Source organism: Streptomyces sp. NPDC032472 (assembly GCF_040636955.1).
Classification (GTDB): domain Bacteria; phylum Actinomycetota; class Actinomycetes; order Streptomycetales; family Streptomycetaceae; genus Streptomyces.
Map to the genome: position 1 here is coordinate 1 of NZ_JBEZVK010000073.1, position 20,441 is coordinate 20,441.

Sequence of the window (20,441 nt, forward strand, 5' to 3'; positions counted from 1 at the left end):
CAGGTCGGGATCATCGGCCTGATCAAGGCCACCGACCGCTACGACCCCGACCGCAACACGCAGTTCACCACCCTCGCCCTCCCGTACATCACGGGCGAGATCAAACGCCACTTCCGCGACACCAGTTGGGCCGTACGGGTCCCGCGCCGGTTCCAGGAGCTGCGCTCGCAGCTGGCCAAGGCCACGGAGGAGCTGACCTCCGTACTGGGCCACGCGCCCACCCCGGCGGAACTCGCCGCGCACCTGGACCTCCCCGAGGACGAGGTCCGCCAGGGCCTCGTCGCGGCCAACGGGTACTCCGCCCAATCCCTCGACGCTCCCCGGGACTGCGCCGGCGGCGCCGGCCAGCCGCCCGCCCCCGGACGGGACCCGCGCACCCTCGCCGAGACCATGGGCGGCCCCGACCCGGAGCTGGAGATGGTCGAGAACCGGCACGCCCTGGCGCCCCTCCTCGCCGACCTGGACGAACGCTGCACCCGGATTCTCGAGTTGCGCTTCGGCCAGGAGCTGACCCAGGCGGAGATCGGCGCCGAGATCGGCCTGTCCCAGATGCACGTCTCCCGCCTGCTCACCCGCACCCTGGGCGACCTGCGCGAGCAGCTGAACGGCTGACCGGGAGGTGCGCGTACCGGCAAATGGCGAAAGAAACGCTCCGCCAGGCGTCGTCCGGCGCCGCCGGGGGAAGGCGCCCGGACATGCCGGAAATGATCAGCAGCCTCGCCCACCGTGTCGCCCGCCGCCGCCGCGAGCCGGTCGCCGTCCAGGCTCTGCGCTCCACCGCGGCGGCCGTCATCAGCTACGTGGTCGCGCTCCGGCTCAGCAACGAGCCGAGCCCGCTGACCGCCCCGCTGACCGCCCTGCTCGTCGTCCAGGTCACCCTGTACTCCACCCTCACCACCAGCATCCGCAGGGTGAACTCCGTGGTCGTCGGCGTCCTGATCGCCATCGGCTTCAGTGCGCTGGTGGGCCTCACCTGGTGGAGCCTCGGCCTGCTGATCCTGGCCTCCCTCGCGGTGGGCCACCTGGTGCGCGTGGACGAGTTCGTCCCCGAGGTCGCGATCAGCGCCATGCTCGTCCTCGGCGTCACCCAGGTGGCGGACACCGCCTGGGACCGGGTCCTCGAAACGGTCATCGGCGCGGTGATCGGGCTCCTGGTCAACCTGCTCGTGGCCCCGCCCCTGTGGGTGGGCCCGGCGGGTGCCGCCATCACCGACCTCGCCCGGCGTATGGGACGCCTGCTCGACCACCTCGGCGAGGAACCGCTCGGGCCGGCCAAGGTCGAACAGGCCGCGGCCCGACTCCACGAGGCACGGCGGCTCGACAACGACATCGCCCAGGTGGACGCCGCCCTCCGGCAGGCCGAGGACAGCCTCCGGCTCAACCCCCGGGTCAGGGAGGGCCTGCTCTTCCGGCTGGTGCTCCGGACCGGCCTGGACACCCTGGAGATCTGCGCCGTGGTCCTGCGCGTGGCCTGCCGGACCCTGACCGACCTCGCCAAGGCCCGCCCCGACCGTCCGCTCTTCGACGCCGCGACCGCGGCCGCGCTGCGCGAGGTGCTGCGGCACACCGCCGTCGCCGTGGAGAGCTTCGCCCAGCTGATCACCGCGCAGGTCACCGCCAACGCGGAGGAGGCGGAGGCCCGCCTGACCGCCGAGCTGGCCGTGGCCCGCGACCACCGCGACCGGCTCGCGGAACTGCTGCGGACCTCCGCTCACGAGGAACCCGCGCAGTGGCAGTTCCACGGCGCACTGCTCACCGAGATCGACCGGGTCCTCGACGAACTCGGCGTGGACAAACGCTCCCAGCGCCTGCTGGAGGAACTCGACCACCACACCCGCACGCACCGCCCGGTCGGCCTGCGGGAACGCCTGACCGGCCGGCGGCGCCGGAACCCGCAGGCCTAGGTGTTCTGTCCCGGGAGGTCGAGCGCACGCAGTGTCGCTCGGCCCTACTCCAGCATGCGCTCGGCCTCATCCGGGACCCAAGGGAAGGGGACGTCGGGCCATCGTGCGGCGGCCCATACGGCGAGATCAACGGCGAGAACGGCATCGATGAACACCTGCGGCGGACGGTATCCGTGGGCAGTGACGTAGTGCGTGATGAGAGACGGAGCGGCATAGGCGATGCCGGGTCGGCCCGGGATCCGCACTTCCCCGTTCCCTTCCGGAGGCTCCTCCCCAGAGCACAGGTCGCACTCGTGCACCCCGAGGCAGACGTTCATCCACTGGACCTCCTGAACCGCCTTCAACTTCTCCACGAACACCGCGGGGACCGTCCCCGTCGCATACGGCTTGCCGGCTTCCAACCACCCGATGCTCAGGCGGGTGTATGGCGGCCGATACCAGAGCGCGTAGAAGCCCGACTCCCTGTCCGTGAACGCGTCCTCGTCCTGGTAGTCGTACTCGCTGAGATCTTCGTAGAACACCTGCACATCCTCACTGACACGCAGTCGAGCCACGACCCGCCGGTCGCGCCCTGGCCTACGGGGCCGGAGACGGGTTCAGGCCGAGGGGGCGGCCGGCGAAGGCGTGGTCCGCGTCGACCTCGTGGCAGGCGTGGGTGCGGGCGTCGCCGAGGGTGGTGTCGACGAAGCGCTGGACCTCCTCGGCCGACCTCCGGCTCACTGAACTGCGCCCTTCCGCCGCCGGCTGACCGGGACGGAGCGCCGGAGGGTCCAAGAAATGGTTTGCCGACCCGGTGGCTGTGTGCCACCGTTCGGCCTGGACCGGCAGTTGATCATCGGCGGACGGTCGATGTCGACATGTCGGCGGCCTCTCGGGGATCCACCGGAGAGGTGACGAAACGATGGGAACCGGTGCCGTGGGGAACAGTTACGAGGACGAGTGTCGCCGGGCGTTGGCCGAGGAGCAGGCGAAGAGCCTTGCCGGGACCAACGACTGGGAACATGTGGACAGGGAGCGGGTCCACCAGGACTGGGACGTCCTGTACCGGGAGATCACGGGTTTCCTGGACGGCGGTGCCCTGCCCGGAGACCAGCAGATCCAGGAGCTCGTCCGCAGGCACTTCGACATCGTCTCCCGGTTCTACACCCCCTCCAGGGAGGCGTACGTCGGCATGTCGCTCTTCTACGCCGAGGACGAGGCCATGAGGGCGTTCCACGATTCCTACCACCCCGGGATGGTGGAGTTCCTGGGCGCCGCGATCAAGGTGTTCGCCGAGCAGGGGAGCGGGTTCGCCCCCAGCGCAGGGGCCGAGGCTTCGGCGTAGTCGGGCGACACGGACGGGTGATCCGCCCGCTGATCCGAAACCAAGACCCTAGGGCGAGGGAACCGGCACCCGCTCCGCATCGGCCACGGGACCGGGGGCGGTGCCGTCGCCGAAGGGGCGGCCGCCGAGGGCGGTGCGGCCGTGTTCGGTGAGCCAGCCCGACAGGTCGGGGCCGGCCGGCACGATGCCGGTGGGATTGATGTCCTGGTGCACGAGGTGGTAGTGGCGCTTGATGTGGTCGAAGTCGACGGTGTCACCGAAGCCCGGCGTCTGGAACAGGTCCCGCGCGTACGCCCAGAGCACCGGCATCTCGGCCAGCTTGTGGCGGTTGCACTTGAAGTGCCCGTGGTACACGGCGTCGAAGCGGACGAGCGTGGTGAAGAGCCGTACGTCCGCCTCGGTGATCGTGTCGCCGACGAGGTACCGCGAGCGGGCGAGCCGCGCGGAGAGCCAGTCGAGCCGGGCGAACAGGCGCTCGTACGCGGCGGTGTACGCCTCCTGCGAGCCGGCGAACCCGGCCCGGTAGACACCGTTGTTGACGTCCCGGTACACCATGTCGTTCACGGCGTCGATCTCCGGCCGCAGCATGGGCGGATACAGCTCGGGCGCGCCGGCGCGGTGATGGGCCCTCCACTGCAGCGACATGTCGATCGTGATCTGCGGGAAGTCGTTGGTCACCACCTTGCCGGTGGTCACGTCCACGATCGCCGGCACCGTGATGCCCCGGTCGTACCCGGGGTCCCGCGCGAGGTAGGCCTCCTGGAGCCGCTCGATGCCGAGTACGGGGTCCCGCCCGCCGGGATCGAGGTCGAAGGCCCAACTGCGCTCGTCGTGCACCGGCCCGGCGATGGCCATCGGCAGCGCCTCCTCCAGCCCGAGGAGGCGCCGCACGACCACCGCCCGGCTCGCCCACGGGCAGGCCCGGCTGACCACCAGCCGGTAGCGGCCGGGCTCGACGGGGAACCCGTCCCGCCCGTCGGCGGTGATGCGCGTGGTGATGTACCGGCTGTCCCGCGAGTACTCCTTGCCGGGAGTCACATAGCTCACCTGCGGCGCCTACCCCGAACCGGCCGCGGCGAACGTGGCGCGCGCGAGGTGGTTCGCGGCCCGGTGGCCCGCGTCACCGGCCCACCGCCTCACCGGCTCACGGCGGTCTCCCGTTCCACGCGCGTCAGCTTCTCGGGGTTGCGCACGGAGTAGATGCCGGTGATGAGCCCCTCCTCGATCCGCATGGCCACGACCAGGTCGATCTCGCCGTCGATCCGCACGATCAGCGCGGGGTGGCCGTTGATCTGGGCCTGCTCCAGCGTCGCCACGGGCCCCCACACCGCCACACCGGCGGCCAGCAGGCGGGCCACCCGCTCGGCGCCCACGGTGGGCCGCGGCGTGGCCTGCTTGATGCCGCCGCCGTCGCTCAGGGCGACGACGTCCGGCGCGAGGAGGTCGAGCAGGCCCTGCAGGTCGCCCGTCTCGACCGCCCGTTGGAAGGCCCCCAGTGCGGCCTGGGCCTCGGCCGGGGAGACGACACCGCGCGGCCGCCGTGCGGCCACGTGGCCCCGGGCCCGGTGCGCGATCTGCCGGACCGCGGCCGTGCTCTTGCCGACGGCCTCCGCGATCTCCTCGTACCCGAGGTCGAAGACCTCCCGCAGCACGAACACCGCCCGCTCGGTGGGCCCGAGCGTCTCCAGGACCAGCATCATCGCCATCGAGATGCTGTCGGCCAGCTCGGCGTCCTCGGCCACGTCCGGCGCGGTGAGCAGCGGCTCGGGCAGCCAGGGCCCCACGTAGGACTCCTTGCGCCGGCCGAGCGTGCGCAGCCGGCCGATCGCCTGCCGGGTGGTGATCCGGATCAGGTACGCGCGCCGGTCGCGCACCGCGTCGAGGTCCACCCCGATCCAGCGCAGCCACGTCTCCTGGAGGACGTCCTCCGCATCCGCCGCCGAGCCGAGCATCTCGTACGCAACGGTGAAGAGCAGATTCCGGTGGGTGACGAACGCCTCGTTGGCGGGGTCGGGACGGCGGCCGTCCTCGGTCATATCGGTGTCTCCTGTTCCTTGGGCCTCTCGACTGCGTCACCACAAGACGCCGGTCCGCGCCCGTTTGTGACAGCGCCGGGCAGGCTGTGACGGGCGCCACAGCCTCCGCATGTCACAGGCCCCGGCCCGCCGGCATCTCTTGTGCGACCGATCGGCCCCGACGGGCGGCCGATACGAAGAGGGCGAGGCAGGACGAGATGGCGAAGATCGCGAAGACGACGAAGACGACGAAGGTGGTAGTGGTGGGAGCCGGATACGCGGGCACGCTCGCGGCGAACCGGATTGCCAAGAAGGTGCGGAGCGCCGAGATCACGGTGGTCAACCCGCGCCCCGATTTCGTGGAGCGCGTACGCCTGCACCAGCAGGTCGCGGGCACCGGGGCCGCCGCGACGCCCCTCGCGTCGATGCTGCGCGCCGGGATCACCGCGCGGGTCGGCACCGTGGACAAGATCGGCGACGGCAGCGTCACCCTCGAAGACGGCACGGGCCTCGACTTCGACTACGCCTTCCTCGCCGTCGGCAGCACGGTCCGGCCCATGCCGGGTACGGTCCCCGTGGGGACCTGGGAAGGCGCGGAGCTGGCCCGCGCGGCGCTCGCCGCGCTTCCCGCCGGCAGCACGGTCACCGTGGTCGGCGGCGGTGCCACGGGCATCGAGACGGCGGCCGAGGTGGCGGAGGCGAGGCCGGACCTCAGGGTCCGGATCGTCGGCCCCAGCGTCGCCGACATCTTCTCCCACCGTGCCCACCGGCACGTCCGCAGCGGTCTGGAGCGACTGGGGGTCGACATCGTGGACGACACCCTCACGGACGCCTCCGACGGCACCGTCCGCCTCCGGTCGGGAGCGGCGTACGCCTGCGACCTGACCCTGTGGGCGATCGTGTCAGGGGTACCCGACCTCGCTGCGCGCAGCGGTCTGCGGGTCGATGCGGACGGCCGCGCGCTCGTGGACGCCTACCTGCGCAGCATCGACGACGAGCGCATCTTCGTCGTCGGCGACTGCGCGGCGGTCCCCGGAGCCCGCTTCGCCTGCGCCATCGCCTCACCCCAGGCGGCCCACGCGGCCGACACCCTGGCCCGGCTCACCGAGGGCCGCGCGCCCGAGCCGTACGCGCTGCGCTACCTCGCCAGGGCCGTGACCCTCGGACGGAAGAAGGCGGTGGCCCAGTTCACCCGGCCCGACGACACCCTCCGGCCGGCCTCCCTCACCGGGCGCACCGCGACCGTCCTCAAGGAACTGGCGTCCCGCGGAGGCAGGTACGCGGCCCGCACGGGCTCCGGCTCCTGAACCGCAGGGGCGGACCGGCAGCAGCCGGCGTGGGGCCGGAAGGCGGCCCGGTGTGGCGTGGGCCGGAGCGGCGGCGGACGCCCCGGCCACGACCCAGGGCTATTCGGCGGTCCAGGGGCGCAGCTTCTCCGGGTTGCGGACCGCCCAGATGTGCGTGACGCGGCCGTCGGCGAGGCCGAACGCCGCCACGGTGACGGTGACCCCGGCGTGCTGGGCGACCAGGCCCGGCCGGCCGTTCACCGTCCGCTCCAGGAGCGTCAGCCCCGGTGCCCTGCCGGCGATGTGGATCAGGTACTCGGCGATGCGCTCGCTGCCCTCGACCGGGCGCAGGACGGCGCTGACCTGCCCGCCGCCGTCGGCGAACATGCGGGCGTCGGGGTCGAGCAGCCCGACGAGGGCCCCGATGTCCTTGGCCTCCCACGCCTCCTTGAAGTCCCGCACCACCCGCACGGCCTGCCCGGCCGGCGGTGCGGCGGCCGGGGCCTGGGCGGCGCTCACGCGCCGGCGGGCCGAGGAGGCCAGCTGTCGGCAGGCCGCCGGCGTCCGCCCGACGATCTCCGCGACCTCGGCGAACGGGTAGCGGAAGACGTCGTGCAGGATGAACGCCACCCGCTCGGCCGGCGTCAGCGACTCCAGCACCACGAGGAACGCCATGTTCACCGACTCGTCCAGGGTCACCCGGTCGGCGGGATCGGCCGGCTCGGTGCTGCTGCCGCCGCCCGCCGGCCCGCCGATCCACTCCGTACGGTCCGGCAGCGGCTCGGGTATCCACTCCCCGACGTAGCGCTCGCGCCGCACCCGTGCCGATCCGAGGAGGTCCAGGCAGACACGGGAGGCCACGGTCGTCAGCCAGGCGCCGGGCGACGCGATGGCCTCCTGCTGCTCCCGCGGCATCGCGTACCAGCGGGCGTAGGCCTCCTGTACGGCGTCCTCGGCCTCGGCCAGCGAACCGAGCAGCCGGTACGCAATGTTGATCAACTGCCGCCGCTCGCCGACGACCGGGCCCGGGTCCGGCTCGGACCGCTCCCGCACCGCCTCGGATGGGGTGTTCATACGCGCCGCCGCTCCCTGTTCCTCGTGGTTCCTCGTACTTCCCGTACGGTGCGGCCCTCGCCCTGCCGCCGGACCACCGCACCGCATGGTGACCCCCGTCACTTCGCCTCACACTTCGCGGCCCTGCGTCGTCGGACCACTGAGAGACACCGCATCCGACGCCGCGAGGCAGACGAGGGGACCGCGCCATGACCGTACAGCCGACGGCACAACAGCGAAGCCGCTTCACGTTCCTGCAGGCCGCAACCGCCCTGCAGACCCTCACCCTCTTCCTCCAGGCGGTCAGCGCGGGGCTGTTGCTGTCCACCTCCTACGGGGAGCTCCTGCACGGCATCGGAGCGCGCGTGATGTACGGCGCCTCGATGCTGTACGTGCTCGCCGCGGTCCTGGCGTGGCGGCCGGGCGGCGGATCGCCCCGCCCCATCGCGTACGCGTCCGGCTTCCTCCTCCTCGCCTCGGTGCAGGTGGTGCTCGGCATCGCGCACGAACCCTCGGTCCATGTCCCCCTGGGCGTCCTGATGTTCGGGCTGAGCATGCTGGCGCTGGGCCGGTCCCTGACCGTCCCGCAGGGCGCCGCGGGCAGGAGCCGGTCGGCCCGGGCCTGATGCACGGCAGTGCCCGGCAGCGAACGGCTGTCGCGGGGGTGCCGCCCCGGACACCGCGCGGTTCGACTACGCCGCGACCGCCGAGGACTACGCCACGGCCCTGCGGCGGTTGCGCCAGTGGTTCCGCAGGCATCGGATGCCGGACCAGTACCGCACCCACGCGGCCTACGGAACCTGCCGCACCACGCTCACCGAGAACGGTCTGACCACCACCGGCACGGCCCTGGCCGAGGAGGGCGTCAGCGCCGACTGGCAGTCCTGCCCCTGGTGGTTCGAGACGCCCGACCTGTTCGTCCTCACCGGAAGCCTGGGGTACTTCTTCGTCCTGCCCAAGCGCGGTGCGGCCGCGCCCGAGGACCTCGAACGGGCCCGCGCCCTCTTCGCCCGGCACCTGCGCCGGGTCTGAGCCCGGCCCCCGGAGGCAGCGCCTCCCGCCGGCGGCCTCAGGGCGCTCCCGCGCCGCTGCGCGGTCGGCCGGTGCGGCGCAGGGCGGCCGGAGTGGTGCCGTACCAGCGCTGGACCGCGCGGCGCAGGGCGCGGGCGTCGGCGTACCCGCTGCGGGCGGCGATGGCGTCGACGCTGAGGTCGGTCTCGTGCAGCAGCCGGGTGATGCGGTCCCGGCGCACGGCCTCGACCTCGCTGCTCCAGGTGGTGCCGTGCTCGTCGAGGCGGCGCTGAAGGGTACGGGTGCTGACGGCCATGCGCCGTGCCACCGCCGCCAGCGTCGGAGCGGTCTCGTCGTGGACGCAGGCCAGGGCGGTGCGGAACAGATCCAGCCAGTCGTGCAGCGGGACCGAGGCGGCGAGCATCTGCTCGGCGTGTCTACGCAGCACGGCCGACAGTCCCGGCTGGGCGCGGGGCGAGGCCGCGGTCAGGTCGGATGCGAGGAAGGTGATCGAGCTGACCGGCGCCTCGAAGTCGACGGAGCGGGTGCCGTACAGCTCCGTCAGGTCGCCGTGCCGGCGGGGTGCTTCGGCGGCCAGCGCGACGCGCAGCGGCACGAGGGGACGCTGTGCGGCCTCACAGAGCCGCTGGTGGTAGACGGCCAGCGAGCCGGCGTTCACGGCGCACGCGGCCTCGTACGCCAGATCCGCGTCGTTGACGTGGCTGATCGTGATCTGGTCCCCGTCCTCGCTGATCGCGAGGCTGTCCGTACCCACGTCGGCGACGGCCGCGAAGCAGGCCGCGGCGTCCCTGATCCCGTCGAGCGGTGTGGCCGCGGAGGTGATCAGATAGTCCCAGACGCCGAGGCTGCCGATGCCCGCCTGCTGGGCGAGTGCCCCGGCCACCCCGGTCCACGGAGCGTGCACGGTCATCAGTTCCGCGATGCGGATGCTCGTGAGGGTGGGCGTCCGGCACAGGTCGTCGTGCAGGTGCTCGGGCGCGAGGCCCAGCAGGTGCGCGTAGCCGGCCGGGGGGATGCCGAGCCGGCGTGCGGCGTTGACGTTCAGGCGGGTGAGGGCGGAGGAGGTCGTCCCCGAGTGCGCGTGCGAGACCACAGCGGGTGAGCATAGACCAGATCCAATTTCAATATGATCACCGGAGTGCGGCGCCGAGTGTCCCCTTCACGGCGCGGAAAGTCCCCCTGCGGCGCGCACGGTCCCCCGACTGGCGTGGACTGCCCCCGGTCGAAGGGGCCTTTCGGCCCTAGCGTGTTGATCGAAGTGATCGCCCCCGGTCCATGCGCCGGAGGCGAGGTGAAGCAGGGGCCCGCGCACGGGGGTCGCGGGCTCCTGTCCCATCGCGGAGGAGGGCCCTGGTGACAGACCAGGAGCACACGGCCGCCGTCACCAGGCACGGAGCGCGCTGCGAAAAATCTTCCGGTCTCCTGTCACATCCGGGCGAGCCGATCCGTCAGTGCTGTGAAGTCGCCGACAACAGGCCGATGCAAAGGAGCCCCCGCCATGACGAACACGAACCCGAGCCCGGAAACGAACCCGAACACGTCGATCTCGCGGATGCCGAACCCGGCCGAGTTCGTGCCCGAGCTGAGCGACATCAGCGCCGCCCTCTTCAGGGCCACCGGCAACCGCTCGGTGCCGCGGACCACCATGAGCCTCGTCCACCTGCGCGCCGGCCAGATCGTCGGCAACACCTACCTGACGATCCTGAACACCGGCTTCCTGCGCAAGGCAGGGGTGTCCGAGGAGCGCATCACCGCCGTCTCCTCCTGGCAGGACGCCCCGTACTTCACCGATGCCGAGCGCGCCGCCCTCGCGCTGGTGGAGGCCACCCTCCAGCCGGCCCCGCACGGCAAGGAGCGCGTGTCCGACGTGCTCTACGCCGAGGTGGCGAAGCACTACGACGAGAAGGCGCTGGCCACCCTCACCATCGCGATCGGCCAGATCAACTTCTTCATCGCCCTGGCGGTCATCGGCAAGCCGCAGCCGGTCAGCTCCCTCGCGAACGAGCAGTGGAGCTGACCTGATCCCTCCGGGGCGCTCGTCGCGCACTGCGGATGCACGACGAGCGCCCGGGCCCCGTACGGTGAACCGTTTTGGCCGCGCACCAGCCGGCCGCGCACCAGCCGGCCGCGCATCAGTCGGCACGGCTGTAGCGGGTGTTCACGGTCCAGATCCGTTCCAGCCGTACGCGGGTGCCGGGTCGAGGCGCGTGCCAGATCTTGTCGTGACCGGCGTAAATGCCCACGTGGGCAATGGCGGAGCCGGTGACGAAGAACACCAGGTCTCCCGGAGCGCGCTGTTGGCGCGAAATGTGGTGGGTGCTCCGGTATTGCTGCTCGGCAGTACGGGGGAGTCGTCGCCCCGCCTTTCGGAAGGCGTAGAGCGTGAGACCCGAGCAGTCGAACTTCTTGGGCCCCGTTGCGCCATAGGCGTAAGGGGCGCCCTTCTTGGAGGCGGCGATGGCGACCGCCTTGGCGCCGTATGCGGAGGCCGCCTCGGCCGGTGTGGCGGGGGTGTAGACGTTGGCCAGGGCGATTATGAGGAAGACGGTGAGAGAGCGGGGGGCGCGTCGGCTGCTGCGCTGTTTCGGTTTCCGCTTCTCGGCGGGCTTGCTGCGGTCAGTTGTGGAGCAGGGCAATCGTGATCCCCTTCCGCACTCAGGTGCAGGAACGGCCGGGAAAGGTTGCTCTTCGGTGACATGTGTACTGGCTCTCGACGACCGCCCATTGTTCTCGGCCGATGTGTGGCGGACGTTTTCGGACACGCCGCGAAATATCTCGGTTGGGTAAAAAGCTCCGGATAAATAAGGATGATCTGCATGGCCGGGCCGCCCCGTCCGGCCCTCTGGGCGACGGGACTTGGGTGCCCGGCGGCGCTGTCATGCCCCTGATCGGCTGCGCTATGTTGTGCTCCCATCGGGGGACGACACACGGAGCACGCGCATGACGCACGACAGCGGTCCGGGAGCCACGGGATTCCCGGGGCCGGGGGAGTACGGGGGCGACTGGGGCGGCGGCGCCCCGCAGTGGGGAGCCACGGCACCAACGGCACTGCAGCCGGGTGTGATTCCCCTGCGCCCGCTGGCCGTCGGCGAGATCCTGAGCGGATCGTTCGCGACCATCCGCCGTCACTGGAAGCAACTGGCCGGAGTCGTCCTGGCAGTCCAGGCCTGCACCCTGCCCGTCATGGCCCTCGCGGTGGGCATCGCCGTGGCCGCCGTCCACCGCCACATCGAGCCCGTCTTCGGGCTCCCGCAGGGTGAGCAACCGGCGGCCGAGCACGTCGTGCCGCTGGTCGTCGCGGCCTGCATCCTGTTCGTACTCCTCGTGGTCATGGGTCTGCTGGGCATGGCGGTCCTCGCAGCGCTCTGTCCGGCGGTCCTCAAGGAGGCGGTCATGGGCCGCCCCACGACCTTCCGCGCCCTGTGGGGCGCCACCGTCCGCCGGGCTCCCGCGGTGGCCGGCGCCACGTTCCTCAGCGTCCTGATCGCCGGCTCCCCGGTGCTGGTCGCGCTGGCGGTGGCCGTACCGGTGATGGTCGCCGCGGCTGCCGACGACAGCGCGACCGCGCTCCTGGGTCTCCCGCCGGTTCTGCTGCTGGCCGCCCTGCCGCCCGCCGTGTGGCTCAGCACCCGCTTCGCCCTGGCCCCGGCCGCCGTGGTCATGGAGGGCGCGGGCCCGGTCAGGGCGCTGCGCCGTTCGGCCGCACTGGTCCGGGGCGACTGGTGGCGCATCTTCGGCATCACCGTGCTCGCCGGCATGCTGGGCGGTGCGATCTCCTGGCTGATCCAACTGCCGTTCAACCTCGTCGGCTCGGTCACGCTGCTCTCCGCCCTGCAGGGCCTGCCCGAAAGCGGCAGTCCCTCGGCCGGGGCGATCACCGCAATGGTGAGCGGCGTCCTCGTCGCGGTCCTCGGCGGCGCCGTCAGCCAGGTCTTCCAGATCGGCTTCACCCAACTGGTGACCGCCATGCTCTACGTCGACCAGCGCATGCGCCGCGAAAACCTCGCGGCGGCCCTCCTGGCCGAACTGGCCACCGCCCCGGCCGGCCCGGCCCCGACCCCGCCGCCGCATCCGGAGGAGCCGGCCGACCGTTGAACGCAACGGCCGACCGGTCCGCAGGGCGCCCGCGCCCCCGGGCGCCGGGCGGCCGGGACGCGAGCGCCGCAACTCCCGCCGACCAAGATCGCGCTCGACCAGGCTCTCGTGCGTTCAGTGCCGCAGGAGTTCGGCGAAGCGGTCCAGGGCGCGATCGGTGCGGTGGCGGTCGCCGGTGGCTGTGAGATCGAACAGCAGACCCCGGACGACGGCCATGATCAACGTGGGTGTGACGGTGTCCTCGGGACCGGTGGAGACGTCGCGGAAGGTGGCACCGAGGGTGTCGAACCAGTCCGTGATCGCCCGGCCCTGGTCGGGGTAGTTCTCGGGGTGGACCAGGCCGTCGGCATGCACCTCGAAGAACAGCCGCACGAACGGAGCGCGTTCGTCCGCGCTGATCCACGCCCAGATGCCACGCAGCCTCTCCTGCGCGGAGCCCGTCGCCGCCGGAAGGTGCTCGGCCATGCGCCCCGCACCTCGGCGACGGGCCTCGGCGAGGACCGCGGAGACCAACTCCTGTTTGCTGCCGAAGTCGTAGAGCAGCATCCGTGGGCTGGTGTCGAGGGCCGCGGCCAGTGGCCGCAGGCTCAGCCCGGCCAACCCGTGCGCCAGCACGTAGTCGGTCGCCCGCGCCAGTGTGTTCTCACGACGGGCGGGATCTGCGGGTCGCCCCACGGCGGATCTCCTGCAACTCGGAAGCGAAACAGCGTCAGTGAATATATGGTACGACTGTTTCAATAACGAGGGGGGGATCGCCATGCGCACCGACCGAGCACTCGTCCTGGGCCCCGGGGGTCACGTCGGCACGGCCTGGATGGCGGGGCTGGCCCACGGGTTGCGCCTCCACGGCACGGATCTGGGCGAAGCCGACTTGATCGTCGGCACGTCGGCCGGCGCGATCGTCGGCACGCTCCTCGCCACCGGGCAGGACCCGGGGCGGCTCGCGACTGCGGCTCGCCGGCCCGCTCACCGGATCGAGGCGGACCCCGCGCGGATGGGCCAGGTGTTCGCCGTGCTGGGCGACCGCAGCCTGGAACCGGACGAGGCCAGGCGTCGCGTCGGCCGGCTCGCGCTCGACAGCATCGACCCCCAGGCCGACGAGGCGCTGATCGCGGGGCGCGCCGCCTTGATCGGTGCGGACAGGTGGCCGGAGCGACGACTGCTGATCACGGCCGTGGACGCAACCACCGGCGAGCCCGTGGTGTGGGACCGCGACAGCGGCGTGCCCCTGGTGTCCGCAGTGGCGGCGAGCAGCGCCTTCCCGGGCGCGGCGCCGCCGGTTGCCATCGACGGCCGGCGCTACCTGGACGGTGCGCTGCGATCGGGCACCAACGCCGACCTCGCTGCCGGAGCCCGCACCCTGGTCGTGGTCGAGCCGATGGCGCACCTGTTTCCCCGCGAGCCGCTCAACGAGCAGCTGGCGGCCGTGGGGGCGGACACCGTGGTGACCATCGGCCCCGACCCCGCCTCGGTGCGTGCTTTCGGCTCGGACCCGGGCGACCCGGCAGCCTGGGAACCGGCTTACCAAGCGGGTCTTCGCCAGGCGGACGAGGCCGTCGCGCAGCTCCGCTCCACGTGGAGGACGGCAACCGAAGCGGGCTGACCACCGATCAGGTCAGGCCGACCGCCCGGGGAGCCCTGTGCCGGATCGACCTGGCGGTTTCCCGTGCCCGGCAGGGGAGTTGACAACCGGATGCGCCGGCGCTCTCAGCCGCTCCGCGGAGGCTGCGCGGATGAGGGCGACATCGACAAGATTCCCGAGCGGACGCTGGCACAAGTCGCCAGATCCGCCCAGGGGTTGATCGAGTCAGGATGGAGACCCGGCCGGTGATCAACACCCCGCACGAAGGAAACCGATGACTCTCCGCGAGATCAAGCCCGGCAACCGTGGCTTCCTGTACGTCAATTCCCACCCCGAGGGCTGCGCAGCCGTCGTCGACGAGTTGTGGCAGCGCACCCCTGCACGCACCGGCCCGGCCGGCGCGGCGGCACCGGTTGCCCTGATCATCGGCTCCAGCGCCGGCTACGGCCTCGCCGCCACGGTCGCCGCGCTGCGCACGTACGGCATGCGCGGACTCGGCATCGCCTTCGAAGCCCCCGAGACCGAGCGCCGCACCGCCTCCGGCGGCTGGTACCGGACCGCCCGCACCGCGGCACTCGCCGGGCCGGACAGTGATTTCGCCTTCCTCAACGCGGACGCCTTCTCCGCCGCGGCCAAGGATGAGGCGCTGGAGCACCTCGCCACCCGGTACGGCAGGGTCGACCACCTCGTCTACAGCGTCGCCGCGCCCCGCCGCACCGACCCCGTCACCGGTGAGGTCCACAACTCGGTGATCAAGCCGCTGGGTTCCGCGTACCGGACCAAGACCCTGCAGTTCGACGGCCACACGCCTTCCGTCGGCTCCCTGGAACTCCAGCCCGCCGACGACGCGGAGCGCGACGCGACCGTGCAGGTCATGGGCGGCGCCGACTGGAAGCTGTGGATCGACGCCCTGGCGGAGCGGAACCTCATCCACGACGGCTTCCACACGGTGGCGCTCTCCTACGTGGGCTCCGACCTGACCGCACCGGTCTACCGGGCCGGCACCATCGGCGCGGCCAAGCAGCACCTGGAGGACACCGCGCGCCGTCTCCAGCAGGACCTGGCCCCGCTCGGCGGACGGGCCCACACCGTGGTCGCCGGCGCGGCGGTGACCCAGGCGTCGACCGCCATCCCGTCCATCGCCCTCTACACCAGCCTCCTGCGTGCCGTGCTCGGTGACGACTTCCAGAGCACCGCCCGGCAGGCCGCCGCCCTGTGGCAACAGCTCACCGGCGCGGCGCCGCTCCAGCTCGACCGGGAGCAGCGGATCCGCCTCGACGGCTGGGAGATGGACGACAAGGTCCAAGCCGCCGTCCACGAACGCTGGGCCGCCGCGACCACCGACACCCTGGCCGAACTCGCCGACACCGACTGGTTCCGGACGCAGGTCGGCCGGCTCTACGGGTGGCACGTCCCCGGAGTCGACTACGAAGCCCCGTCCCAGACCACGGTCCCCTGGCCGAACCTCGACGGCGGCGACCTGTAGGTCGAGCCGCCCGGCGGGGTCGAGGGCCCCGGCCGGCCCGCCGCGGTTTCACGGCCTGTTCCATGTCTCGGCGAAGGCGGCCCGTTCAGGGCGCGCGATAGTCTGACGATCATGGTGGACTGGGGGCTTCGGCCGGCTTCGGCAGCGGACGTTGAGGCGGTGGCCGAGTTGCGGGCCGTGGTACTGCGGGCGGACCTGGAGCGCCTCGGGCGGTACGACGAGCAGCGGGTGCGGCAGCGACTGCGGGACGGGTTCGTTCCGGAGCACACCTGGGTGATCGAGGTGGGCGGTGCGTTCGCCGGCTGCGTGTCGCTGCGGCCAGCCGAGGACGGCCGCCGGCTGGAGCACTTCTACCTGGCCCCGCACGTGCAGGGCAGGGGCATCGGTACGGCCGTACTGCGCCGGCTGATGGAGCAGTGCGACAGCGAGGGGACCCCGGTCCGACTGAATGCCCTGCAGGGCAGTCCCGTCCGGCGGCTGTACGAACGGCACGGATTCACGCTGGAGACCGAGGACCCGGTGGACGTGTTCATGGTGCGCGAGCCGGTTTCGACACGCCTGCCGTCCGCTTCGAGTGGACGACGGCGTCACGCACCGATGCCGCCGCCAAGGGAGTCGGCAGTCAGGAGCCCGGGTCCCCGGACGTGATCCGAGGTCGGCGCGCATGGGGTGTCGCATGGTCCGGAGCGCGTGCCTGAGCCCGTCCGCGCCTCGCCGGGACCGTACCCGTCAGTGCGTTGGCGGTCGCAGACCGGCGAAGACCACGTCGAAGATCCGCTCCCGGGCCGCCGTGTCCGCTCCGAGCTGCTCCATGGTGGCGGTGGTGCCCACCAACAGGGCGATCAGCTCCGGCAGTTCCAGATCCCGGCGAACCGCCCCGGCCTCTTGGGCTCCGGCCAGGAGTCGGGCGAGCTGCTCGCGGATCGCCGCGCTCGACTGCTGCAGGGACTCGTGTGCGTCCACCCCGGCCGCGGCGAGTGCGCGGTTGAACTCGTTCTTGCCGGCGGACTGGTCGATCACCAGCCGGAAGGCGTCGAAGAAGGCCTCGGCCGGTTCGGCGTCGGCGGCCAGCTCCGCGGTCCGCGCGGCAATGGCCTCCAGCCTGCGCACCATCACCGCCTCCAGCAGCGCCTCCTTGGTCGGGAAGTGCCGGAAGAGCGTCCCCACCCCGACCCCGGCGGTCCGGGCGATCTCCTCGGTCGGTACGCCGACGCCGCGGGTGGTGAACACCTCCGTGGCCGCGTCCAGCAGCCTGGCCCGGTTGCGTGCCGCGTCCGCCCGCAGCGGTCGCTGCTGAGCACCGTTCATCCTTCTTGCCCCTTCCCCGCCCGGCAGGCGGCCGAAGTCGCCCCTGGACAACCGGAGTCGCCAGTCCGTATCGTCGGCCATATCGAAACGGAGTCGCTAGTCCGATTCTAGCGCCCGAGTCTGCCGGAGGTTGATCATGTCCGAAACGCGGTCGCCGCGCGAGGTCTTCCGGAGTCTGCTCGACGGCATCACCGAAGGGCGGTTCGCCGAGCTGGCCCGGCTCTATGCCGAGGACGCCGTGGTGGAAACCGTCTTCGAGCCGGTCGGGCCCCGCCGCTTCGAGGGGCGGGCCGCCCTCCACGAGCGGTTCGCGCAGGTCGCCGCGGTCTCGCCCTTCCGACTGACCGCCAAGAACGTGGTGATCCGGGAGACCGACGACCCGGAGGTGATCGTCGCCGAGTGGGACTACCACGTGCACAACCAGGAGAGCGGGCGGTCCGTCGAGGCCGCCAACATCCAGGTGCTGCGGGTGCGCGACGGCCTGATCGTCCACACCCGGGACTTCCACGACCACCTGGCCCTCGTCCTGGCCGGCGGCAACCTGCCGCAGCTGGTGGCGGCGCTGGACGCCAAGCAGTAGTGCCCCCGGACGCGCCCCCGCCCGGCGCAATGCCGACGCTCCGCCGGGCGCACCGGCCACCCTGGTAGCACCCGGCAGCCAGGCCGCCGGGCAGCAAGCCCCCGGGCGGAAGGAGTTCGGCGGTGCCGCCAGCACCCGAGGAGCACACGCCCGCGGCAGCCCCGCACCACCCGGAGCCGGGCGGTTCCGGCCGGTACGGCGAGGCCCTCTTCCGGCCCGAGCACCCGGAGGAGGGCGGCCGCATCGACCATGCCGCGCTCGTCTACGACCCGTTCACCCGGGAGCGGCTGTACGCCCTCGGCGCCGGTCCGGGCCGGCGCTGCCTGGACGTCGGCGCGGGCACCGGAACGGTGGCCCGCTGGCTCGCCGAGGAAGCCGGCGCCGACGAGGTGGTCGCCCTGGACCGCGACACCGACCGCCTGGCCCCGCTCGCCGGACCGCGGCTGCGGGTGCGGACGGCCGACATCACCCGGCTCGCCGCCGAACCGGGGCTCGGCACCTTCGACCTGGTCCACGCCCGCTTCGTCCTCATGCACCTGCCCGAGCGCCGGGAGCTCGTGGGCCGCCTCGCAGAGCTGGTCAAACCCGGCGGGCACCTGGTCCTCAGCGACGCCGTGGACGTTCCCGACCCCGCGGACACGACCTCCGCCTACCGCCGCACCCTGGACGCCATGTGGCGCACCCTCGCGGAGACGATCGGCACCGACATCGCCGCCGTACGCGCCTACCCGCACCTCCTGCGCGCCGCGGGCCTGGAGGGCGTCGCCGCGGAGCTGGTGTGCCCGCCGCTGACCCCGGGCTCCCCGCTCGCCGCGTTCTGGACCGAGACCCTGGAGCGCATGCGCCCGGCCCTGCTGGCCGGGGCCCGCCTCGACGAGACCACCCTCGACGAGACCCTGTCCTACCTGGCCTCGCCGCGGCTGGCCGAACTCGGCCCCGGCATGCTCACCGTATGGGGCCGTCGCCCGCCGCCCACCCGCGACTGAGCCGAAGCCCCCTGCCCCCTACCGCCGGGGTCGCGCGTCGAGGAAGAGCAGCCGGGCCCGCTTCGCCGGCAGGTGGACCTCCGGCAGGTGGATCTCGGGAAGCTCGACCTCCGGACCGCGTACGAACCCGGCCCGCTCCAGCCGGACCACGGCCTTGGCATTGCGGGCATCCGGCTCGGCGACGAGCCGGCGCGTGCCCGGCAGGCCGAAGAGGTGGCCGAGGAAGACGTCCAGCAGAGCCCCGGTGAAACCCGGCCGGACGGGCCCCGCGGGCGGGCCGATGAGCAGGTGGACGCCCACATCGCCCGGCCGGGCCTCGTAGCACTCGCAGACCCGGTCGGCCGTGCAGTCGTACGACTGGAACAGCGCGGCGGGGACCCCGTCGAGGGAGGCCAGGAACGCGTGGTGCGTGTCCCGCCGGTCGACGTCCTCGTAGATCTCCTCCACCAGCCGGCGGCTCGTCCCGCGCATACCCCAGAACCGGGCCCGCTCCTCGCTGACCCAGCCGTGGATCAGCTCCGCGTCGAGGGCGGGATCGACCGGGCGGAGGGCGACCCGTCCGAAGCCCTCGACGAGCCGGGTGACGGTACCGGTGCGGGGTGCAGTGGTCATGTCGAATCCCAGGGAATCCGGAGGGGGCGCAGCAGGCCAGGGCGGTCGGGAAACGCGAGCACGGCTGCCGGCCCGGTTCCCCGGCAGGTATATCTCCAGCAGGTCGAATCCCGGCAGAGGAGCTCCCATGAGGGATGATCCGCTCATGGAACACGTCATCGATCTCGACGAGGCGGCCGCCACCCTCGCAGAACGGGCCGCGCAGTGGAGGGCGTCCGGCCTCGCCGTGGGGAGGTGACATGGAGGGACGCCGCGGCCCCGTGGCCCCGGCCCCTGGAGACCGACCGGTCGCGCGTGCACGATCCCGACTCGGTCGGTGTCCTCGTATCCGGCCCGGCCGAAGCCGAGCTGTCGGTGGTGCTGTTCCGGGGCGGCTGGGCCGACGTGGACTTCTTCGACGGCTTCGCCGACGCCGGTTGCCTCCCGGCTTCCGACATCACCTCGGCGGCGGAGTTCCGTACCCGGCTGGACCAGTGGGTGACGCACGTCTTCGGCCCCCGCGCAGTCTCGGCTCCCCGGACCACCTGACGGCATGATGAAGTGTGGACGCAGACAGGGACGCGCACGCAGCCCGGGGCCGCCCGCCCGGTACCGGCGGACGGCTCGACGTGGAGCCCACGCCATGGACCGCGGTGGCATGGATGCCCCCTGCCCGGCTCTGGGAGGCCATCCAGAGCATCAGGCAGGTCCACGACCCGCAGATCCGGCGGTGGCCCCCGCACGTCAACCTGGTCTTCGGCTTCGTGCCCGAGGCGGACTTCGAGGCGGCCGCCCCGCTGCTCGCCGAGGCCGCCGCCGCTCAGGCGCCGTTCGAGATCCGGCTCAGCGGAGTGCGGTACTTCCGGCACCGCGCCTACAGCACCGTGTGGCTCGACCCCGCCGCGGCGGGGCCGGCCCCGTGGACCCGGCTTCAGCAGGCACTGGCCGAGCCCTTCCCCCGCTGCCGGAGCAGGCACGCGCGGTTCACACCGCACCTCTCCCTGGGCAGGACCCGTGACCCCGTCCCCCTCGCCGCCGCGTGCGCCGCCCGCCTGGGCGTGTTGACGGCCCGGGTCCACGAGGTGGTCCTGCTGTCCCGGCGGGGCCCGGAGGATCCGATGCGCCCGCGTGCAGGTATCGCACTGGGCACGGGCACCATCGACTGGAGAACCGACTGACACGTGCGGGTACGGGAGGGG

At 72.4% G+C, this 20,441-nt stretch carries 24 protein-coding genes and 1 pseudogene; 15 read left to right on the forward strand and 10 right to left on the reverse strand.

Annotated elements, in window-relative coordinates; all coding sequences use genetic code 11:
* On the forward strand, positions 1 to 612 hold a 612-nt coding region (locus AB0F11_RS31660; protein WP_362181132.1), incomplete at its 5' end, for a sigma-70 family RNA polymerase sigma factor.
* 83 nt (positions 613 to 695) lie between these two features.
* Positions 696 to 1,904, forward strand: a complete 1,209-nt coding sequence (locus AB0F11_RS31665) for an aromatic acid exporter family protein (RefSeq protein ID WP_362181135.1) — start codon at positions 696 to 698, stop codon at positions 1,902 to 1,904.
* Positions 1,905 to 1,948: 44 nt separating this feature from the next.
* Here the strand turns inward: AB0F11_RS31665 and AB0F11_RS31670 are convergent, their stop codons facing one another.
* Both AB0F11_RS31670 and AB0F11_RS31675 read right to left on the reverse strand, forming a co-directional pair.
* Positions 1,949 to 2,425 carry a hypothetical protein gene (locus tag AB0F11_RS31670; RefSeq protein WP_362181138.1) on the reverse strand — a complete coding sequence of 159 codons (477 nt, stop codon included), beginning with the start codon at positions 2,423 to 2,425 and terminating at the stop codon, positions 1,949 to 1,951.
* Positions 2,426 to 2,480: 55 nt separating this feature from the next.
* Entirely contained in the window at positions 2,481 to 2,624 is a 144-nt protein-coding gene (locus AB0F11_RS31675; RefSeq protein WP_362181141.1) for a hypothetical protein, read from the reverse strand.
* Positions 2,625 to 2,805: 181 nt separating this feature from the next.
* Here AB0F11_RS31675 and AB0F11_RS31680 point away from each other — a divergent pair, with 181 nt between their 5' ends.
* Entirely contained in the window at positions 2,806 to 3,228 is a 423-nt protein-coding gene (locus tag AB0F11_RS31680; protein ID WP_362181144.1) for a TipAS antibiotic-recognition domain-containing protein, read from the forward strand.
* A 48-nt stretch (positions 3,229 to 3,276) separates the two neighbouring features.
* Here the strand turns inward: AB0F11_RS31680 and AB0F11_RS31685 are convergent, their stop codons facing one another.
* A complete protein-coding gene (locus AB0F11_RS31685) occupies positions 3,277 to 4,275 on the reverse strand; it encodes a glutathione S-transferase C-terminal domain-containing protein (RefSeq protein ID WP_362181147.1) in 999 nt (332 codons plus the stop codon).
* An 89-nt stretch (positions 4,276 to 4,364) separates the two neighbouring features.
* Complete coding sequence (locus AB0F11_RS31690) at positions 4,365 to 5,264, reverse strand: RNA polymerase sigma-70 factor (RefSeq protein WP_362181150.1); 900 nt, start codon at positions 5,262 to 5,264, stop codon at positions 4,365 to 4,367.
* Positions 5,265 to 5,461: 197 nt separating this feature from the next.
* Here AB0F11_RS31690 and AB0F11_RS31695 point away from each other — a divergent pair, with 197 nt between their 5' ends.
* The gene (locus AB0F11_RS31695) at positions 5,462 to 6,550 is read left to right on the forward strand and encodes an FAD-dependent oxidoreductase (protein WP_362181153.1); all 1,089 of its coding nucleotides are present in this window, start codon (positions 5,462 to 5,464) and stop codon (positions 6,548 to 6,550) included.
* Between the two features lie 99 nt (positions 6,551 to 6,649).
* Here the strand turns inward: AB0F11_RS31695 and sigJ are convergent, their stop codons facing one another.
* On the reverse strand, positions 6,650 to 7,603 hold the full coding sequence (sigJ, locus tag AB0F11_RS31700) for an RNA polymerase sigma factor SigJ (RefSeq protein WP_362181156.1): 954 nt from the start codon (positions 7,601 to 7,603) through the stop codon (positions 6,650 to 6,652).
* A gap of 188 nt (positions 7,604 to 7,791) precedes the next feature.
* Here sigJ and AB0F11_RS31705 point away from each other — a divergent pair, with 188 nt between their 5' ends.
* Positions 7,792 to 8,208: a hypothetical protein gene (locus AB0F11_RS31705; RefSeq protein WP_362181159.1), complete on the forward strand. Its 417-nt coding sequence runs from the start codon at positions 7,792 to 7,794 to the stop codon at positions 8,206 to 8,208.
* Positions 8,209 to 8,344: 136 nt separating this feature from the next.
* Positions 8,345 to 8,614, forward strand: coding sequence for a hypothetical protein (locus AB0F11_RS31710; protein ID WP_362181162.1), 270 nt, complete (start codon positions 8,345 to 8,347; stop codon positions 8,612 to 8,614).
* 37 nt (positions 8,615 to 8,651) lie between these two features.
* Here the strand turns inward: AB0F11_RS31710 and AB0F11_RS31715 are convergent, their stop codons facing one another.
* Positions 8,652 to 9,707, reverse strand: a complete 1,056-nt coding sequence (locus AB0F11_RS31715; RefSeq protein ID WP_362181165.1) for a helix-turn-helix domain-containing protein — start codon at positions 9,705 to 9,707, stop codon at positions 8,652 to 8,654.
* A 405-nt stretch (positions 9,708 to 10,112) separates the two neighbouring features.
* Between AB0F11_RS31715 and AB0F11_RS31720 the strand changes: the two genes are divergently transcribed.
* The gene (locus AB0F11_RS31720; protein ID WP_362181168.1) at positions 10,113 to 10,631 is read left to right on the forward strand and encodes a carboxymuconolactone decarboxylase family protein; all 519 of its coding nucleotides are present in this window, start codon (positions 10,113 to 10,115) and stop codon (positions 10,629 to 10,631) included.
* Positions 10,632 to 10,746: 115 nt separating this feature from the next.
* Here the strand turns inward: AB0F11_RS31720 and AB0F11_RS31725 are convergent.
* Positions 10,747 to 11,109, reverse strand: a pseudogene (locus AB0F11_RS31725) (C40 family peptidase); the annotation flags it as partial.
* 445 nt (positions 11,110 to 11,554) lie between these two features.
* Between AB0F11_RS31725 and AB0F11_RS31730 the strand changes: the two are divergent.
* The gene (locus AB0F11_RS31730) at positions 11,555 to 12,709 is read left to right on the forward strand and encodes a hypothetical protein (protein WP_362181171.1); all 1,155 of its coding nucleotides are present in this window, start codon (positions 11,555 to 11,557) and stop codon (positions 12,707 to 12,709) included.
* Positions 12,710 to 12,823: 114 nt separating this feature from the next.
* Here the strand turns inward: AB0F11_RS31730 and AB0F11_RS31735 are convergent, their stop codons facing one another.
* Positions 12,824 to 13,384, reverse strand: a complete 561-nt coding sequence (locus AB0F11_RS31735; protein WP_362181174.1) for a TetR family transcriptional regulator — start codon at positions 13,382 to 13,384, stop codon at positions 12,824 to 12,826.
* An 82-nt stretch (positions 13,385 to 13,466) separates the two neighbouring features.
* Here AB0F11_RS31735 and AB0F11_RS31740 point away from each other — a divergent pair, with 82 nt between their 5' ends.
* The 3 genes from AB0F11_RS31740 (at position 13,467) to AB0F11_RS31750 (ending at position 16,425) form a co-directional block, all read left to right on the forward strand.
* Entirely contained in the window at positions 13,467 to 14,312 is an 846-nt protein-coding gene (locus tag AB0F11_RS31740; protein ID WP_362181176.1) for a patatin-like phospholipase family protein, read from the forward strand.
* 253 nt (positions 14,313 to 14,565) lie between these two features.
* Positions 14,566 to 15,777 carry an enoyl-[acyl-carrier-protein] reductase FabV gene (gene fabV / locus AB0F11_RS31745; protein WP_362181179.1) on the forward strand — a complete coding sequence of 404 codons (1,212 nt, stop codon included), beginning with the start codon at positions 14,566 to 14,568 and terminating at the stop codon, positions 15,775 to 15,777.
* A gap of 111 nt (positions 15,778 to 15,888) precedes the next feature.
* The gene (locus tag AB0F11_RS31750; protein WP_362181182.1) at positions 15,889 to 16,425 is read left to right on the forward strand and encodes a GNAT family N-acetyltransferase; all 537 of its coding nucleotides are present in this window, start codon (positions 15,889 to 15,891) and stop codon (positions 16,423 to 16,425) included.
* Positions 16,426 to 16,506: 81 nt separating this feature from the next.
* On the opposite strand, the gene AB0F11_RS31755 is transcribed toward AB0F11_RS31750, so the two are convergent.
* Positions 16,507 to 17,085, reverse strand: a complete 579-nt coding sequence (locus AB0F11_RS31755) for a helix-turn-helix domain-containing protein (protein WP_362181185.1) — start codon at positions 17,083 to 17,085, stop codon at positions 16,507 to 16,509.
* A gap of 136 nt (positions 17,086 to 17,221) precedes the next feature.
* Between AB0F11_RS31755 and AB0F11_RS31760 the strand changes: the two genes are divergently transcribed.
* Positions 17,222 to 17,665, forward strand: coding sequence for a nuclear transport factor 2 family protein (locus tag AB0F11_RS31760; protein WP_362181188.1), 444 nt, complete (start codon positions 17,222 to 17,224; stop codon positions 17,663 to 17,665).
* Between the two features lie 122 nt (positions 17,666 to 17,787).
* On the forward strand, positions 17,788 to 18,651 hold the full coding sequence (locus AB0F11_RS31765; RefSeq protein WP_362181191.1) for a class I SAM-dependent methyltransferase: 864 nt from the start codon (positions 17,788 to 17,790) through the stop codon (positions 18,649 to 18,651).
* A gap of 18 nt (positions 18,652 to 18,669) precedes the next feature.
* On the opposite strand, the gene AB0F11_RS31770 is transcribed toward AB0F11_RS31765, so the two are convergent.
* Positions 18,670 to 19,263, reverse strand: a complete 594-nt coding sequence (locus AB0F11_RS31770; RefSeq protein ID WP_362181194.1) for a GNAT family N-acetyltransferase — start codon at positions 19,261 to 19,263, stop codon at positions 18,670 to 18,672.
* A 234-nt stretch (positions 19,264 to 19,497) separates the two neighbouring features.
* Between AB0F11_RS31770 and AB0F11_RS31775 the strand changes: the two genes are divergently transcribed.
* On the forward strand, positions 19,498 to 19,791 hold the full coding sequence (locus tag AB0F11_RS31775; protein ID WP_362181197.1) for a hypothetical protein: 294 nt from the start codon (positions 19,498 to 19,500) through the stop codon (positions 19,789 to 19,791).
* A gap of 14 nt (positions 19,792 to 19,805) precedes the next feature.
* Positions 19,806 to 20,420 carry a 2'-5' RNA ligase family protein gene (locus AB0F11_RS31780; protein WP_362181200.1) on the forward strand — a complete coding sequence of 205 codons (615 nt, stop codon included), beginning with the start codon at positions 19,806 to 19,808 and terminating at the stop codon, positions 20,418 to 20,420.
* Positions 20,421 to 20,441: the final 21 nt, after the last annotated feature.

What these genes read in the sequence shown, in the direction of transcription:
- AB0F11_RS31665 (WP_362181135.1), top strand. Translation starts at nt 696, where the DNA reads ATGCCGGAAATGATCAGCAGCCTCGCCCACCGTGTCGCCCGCCGCCGC.
- AB0F11_RS31680 (WP_362181144.1), top strand. Translation starts at nt 2,806, where the DNA reads ATGGGAACCGGTGCCGTGGGGAACAGTTACGAGGACGAGTGTCGCCGG.
- AB0F11_RS31690 (WP_362181150.1), bottom strand. Translation starts at nt 5,264, where the DNA reads ATGACCGAGGACGGCCGCCGTCCCGACCCCGCCAACGAGGCGTTCGTC.
- AB0F11_RS31695 (WP_362181153.1), top strand. Translation starts at nt 5,462, where the DNA reads ATGGCGAAGATCGCGAAGACGACGAAGACGACGAAGGTGGTAGTGGTG.
- sigJ (WP_362181156.1), bottom strand. Translation starts at nt 7,603, where the DNA reads ATGAACACCCCATCCGAGGCGGTGCGGGAGCGGTCCGAGCCGGACCCG.
- AB0F11_RS31705 (WP_362181159.1), top strand. Translation starts at nt 7,792, where the DNA reads ATGACCGTACAGCCGACGGCACAACAGCGAAGCCGCTTCACGTTCCTG.
- AB0F11_RS31710 (WP_362181162.1), top strand. Translation starts at nt 8,345, where the DNA reads ATGCCGGACCAGTACCGCACCCACGCGGCCTACGGAACCTGCCGCACC.
- AB0F11_RS31720 (WP_362181168.1), top strand. Translation starts at nt 10,113, where the DNA reads ATGACGAACACGAACCCGAGCCCGGAAACGAACCCGAACACGTCGATC.
- AB0F11_RS31730 (WP_362181171.1), top strand. Translation starts at nt 11,555, where the DNA reads ATGACGCACGACAGCGGTCCGGGAGCCACGGGATTCCCGGGGCCGGGG.
- AB0F11_RS31740 (WP_362181176.1), top strand. Translation starts at nt 13,467, where the DNA reads ATGCGCACCGACCGAGCACTCGTCCTGGGCCCCGGGGGTCACGTCGGC.
- fabV (WP_362181179.1), top strand. Translation starts at nt 14,566, where the DNA reads ATGACTCTCCGCGAGATCAAGCCCGGCAACCGTGGCTTCCTGTACGTC.
- AB0F11_RS31750 (WP_362181182.1), top strand. Translation starts at nt 15,889, where the DNA reads ATGGTGGACTGGGGGCTTCGGCCGGCTTCGGCAGCGGACGTTGAGGCG.
- AB0F11_RS31755 (WP_362181185.1), bottom strand. Translation starts at nt 17,085, where the DNA reads ATGAACGGTGCTCAGCAGCGACCGCTGCGGGCGGACGCGGCACGCAAC.
- AB0F11_RS31760 (WP_362181188.1), top strand. Translation starts at nt 17,222, where the DNA reads ATGTCCGAAACGCGGTCGCCGCGCGAGGTCTTCCGGAGTCTGCTCGAC.
- AB0F11_RS31770 (WP_362181194.1), bottom strand. Translation starts at nt 19,263, where the DNA reads ATGACCACTGCACCCCGCACCGGTACCGTCACCCGGCTCGTCGAGGGC.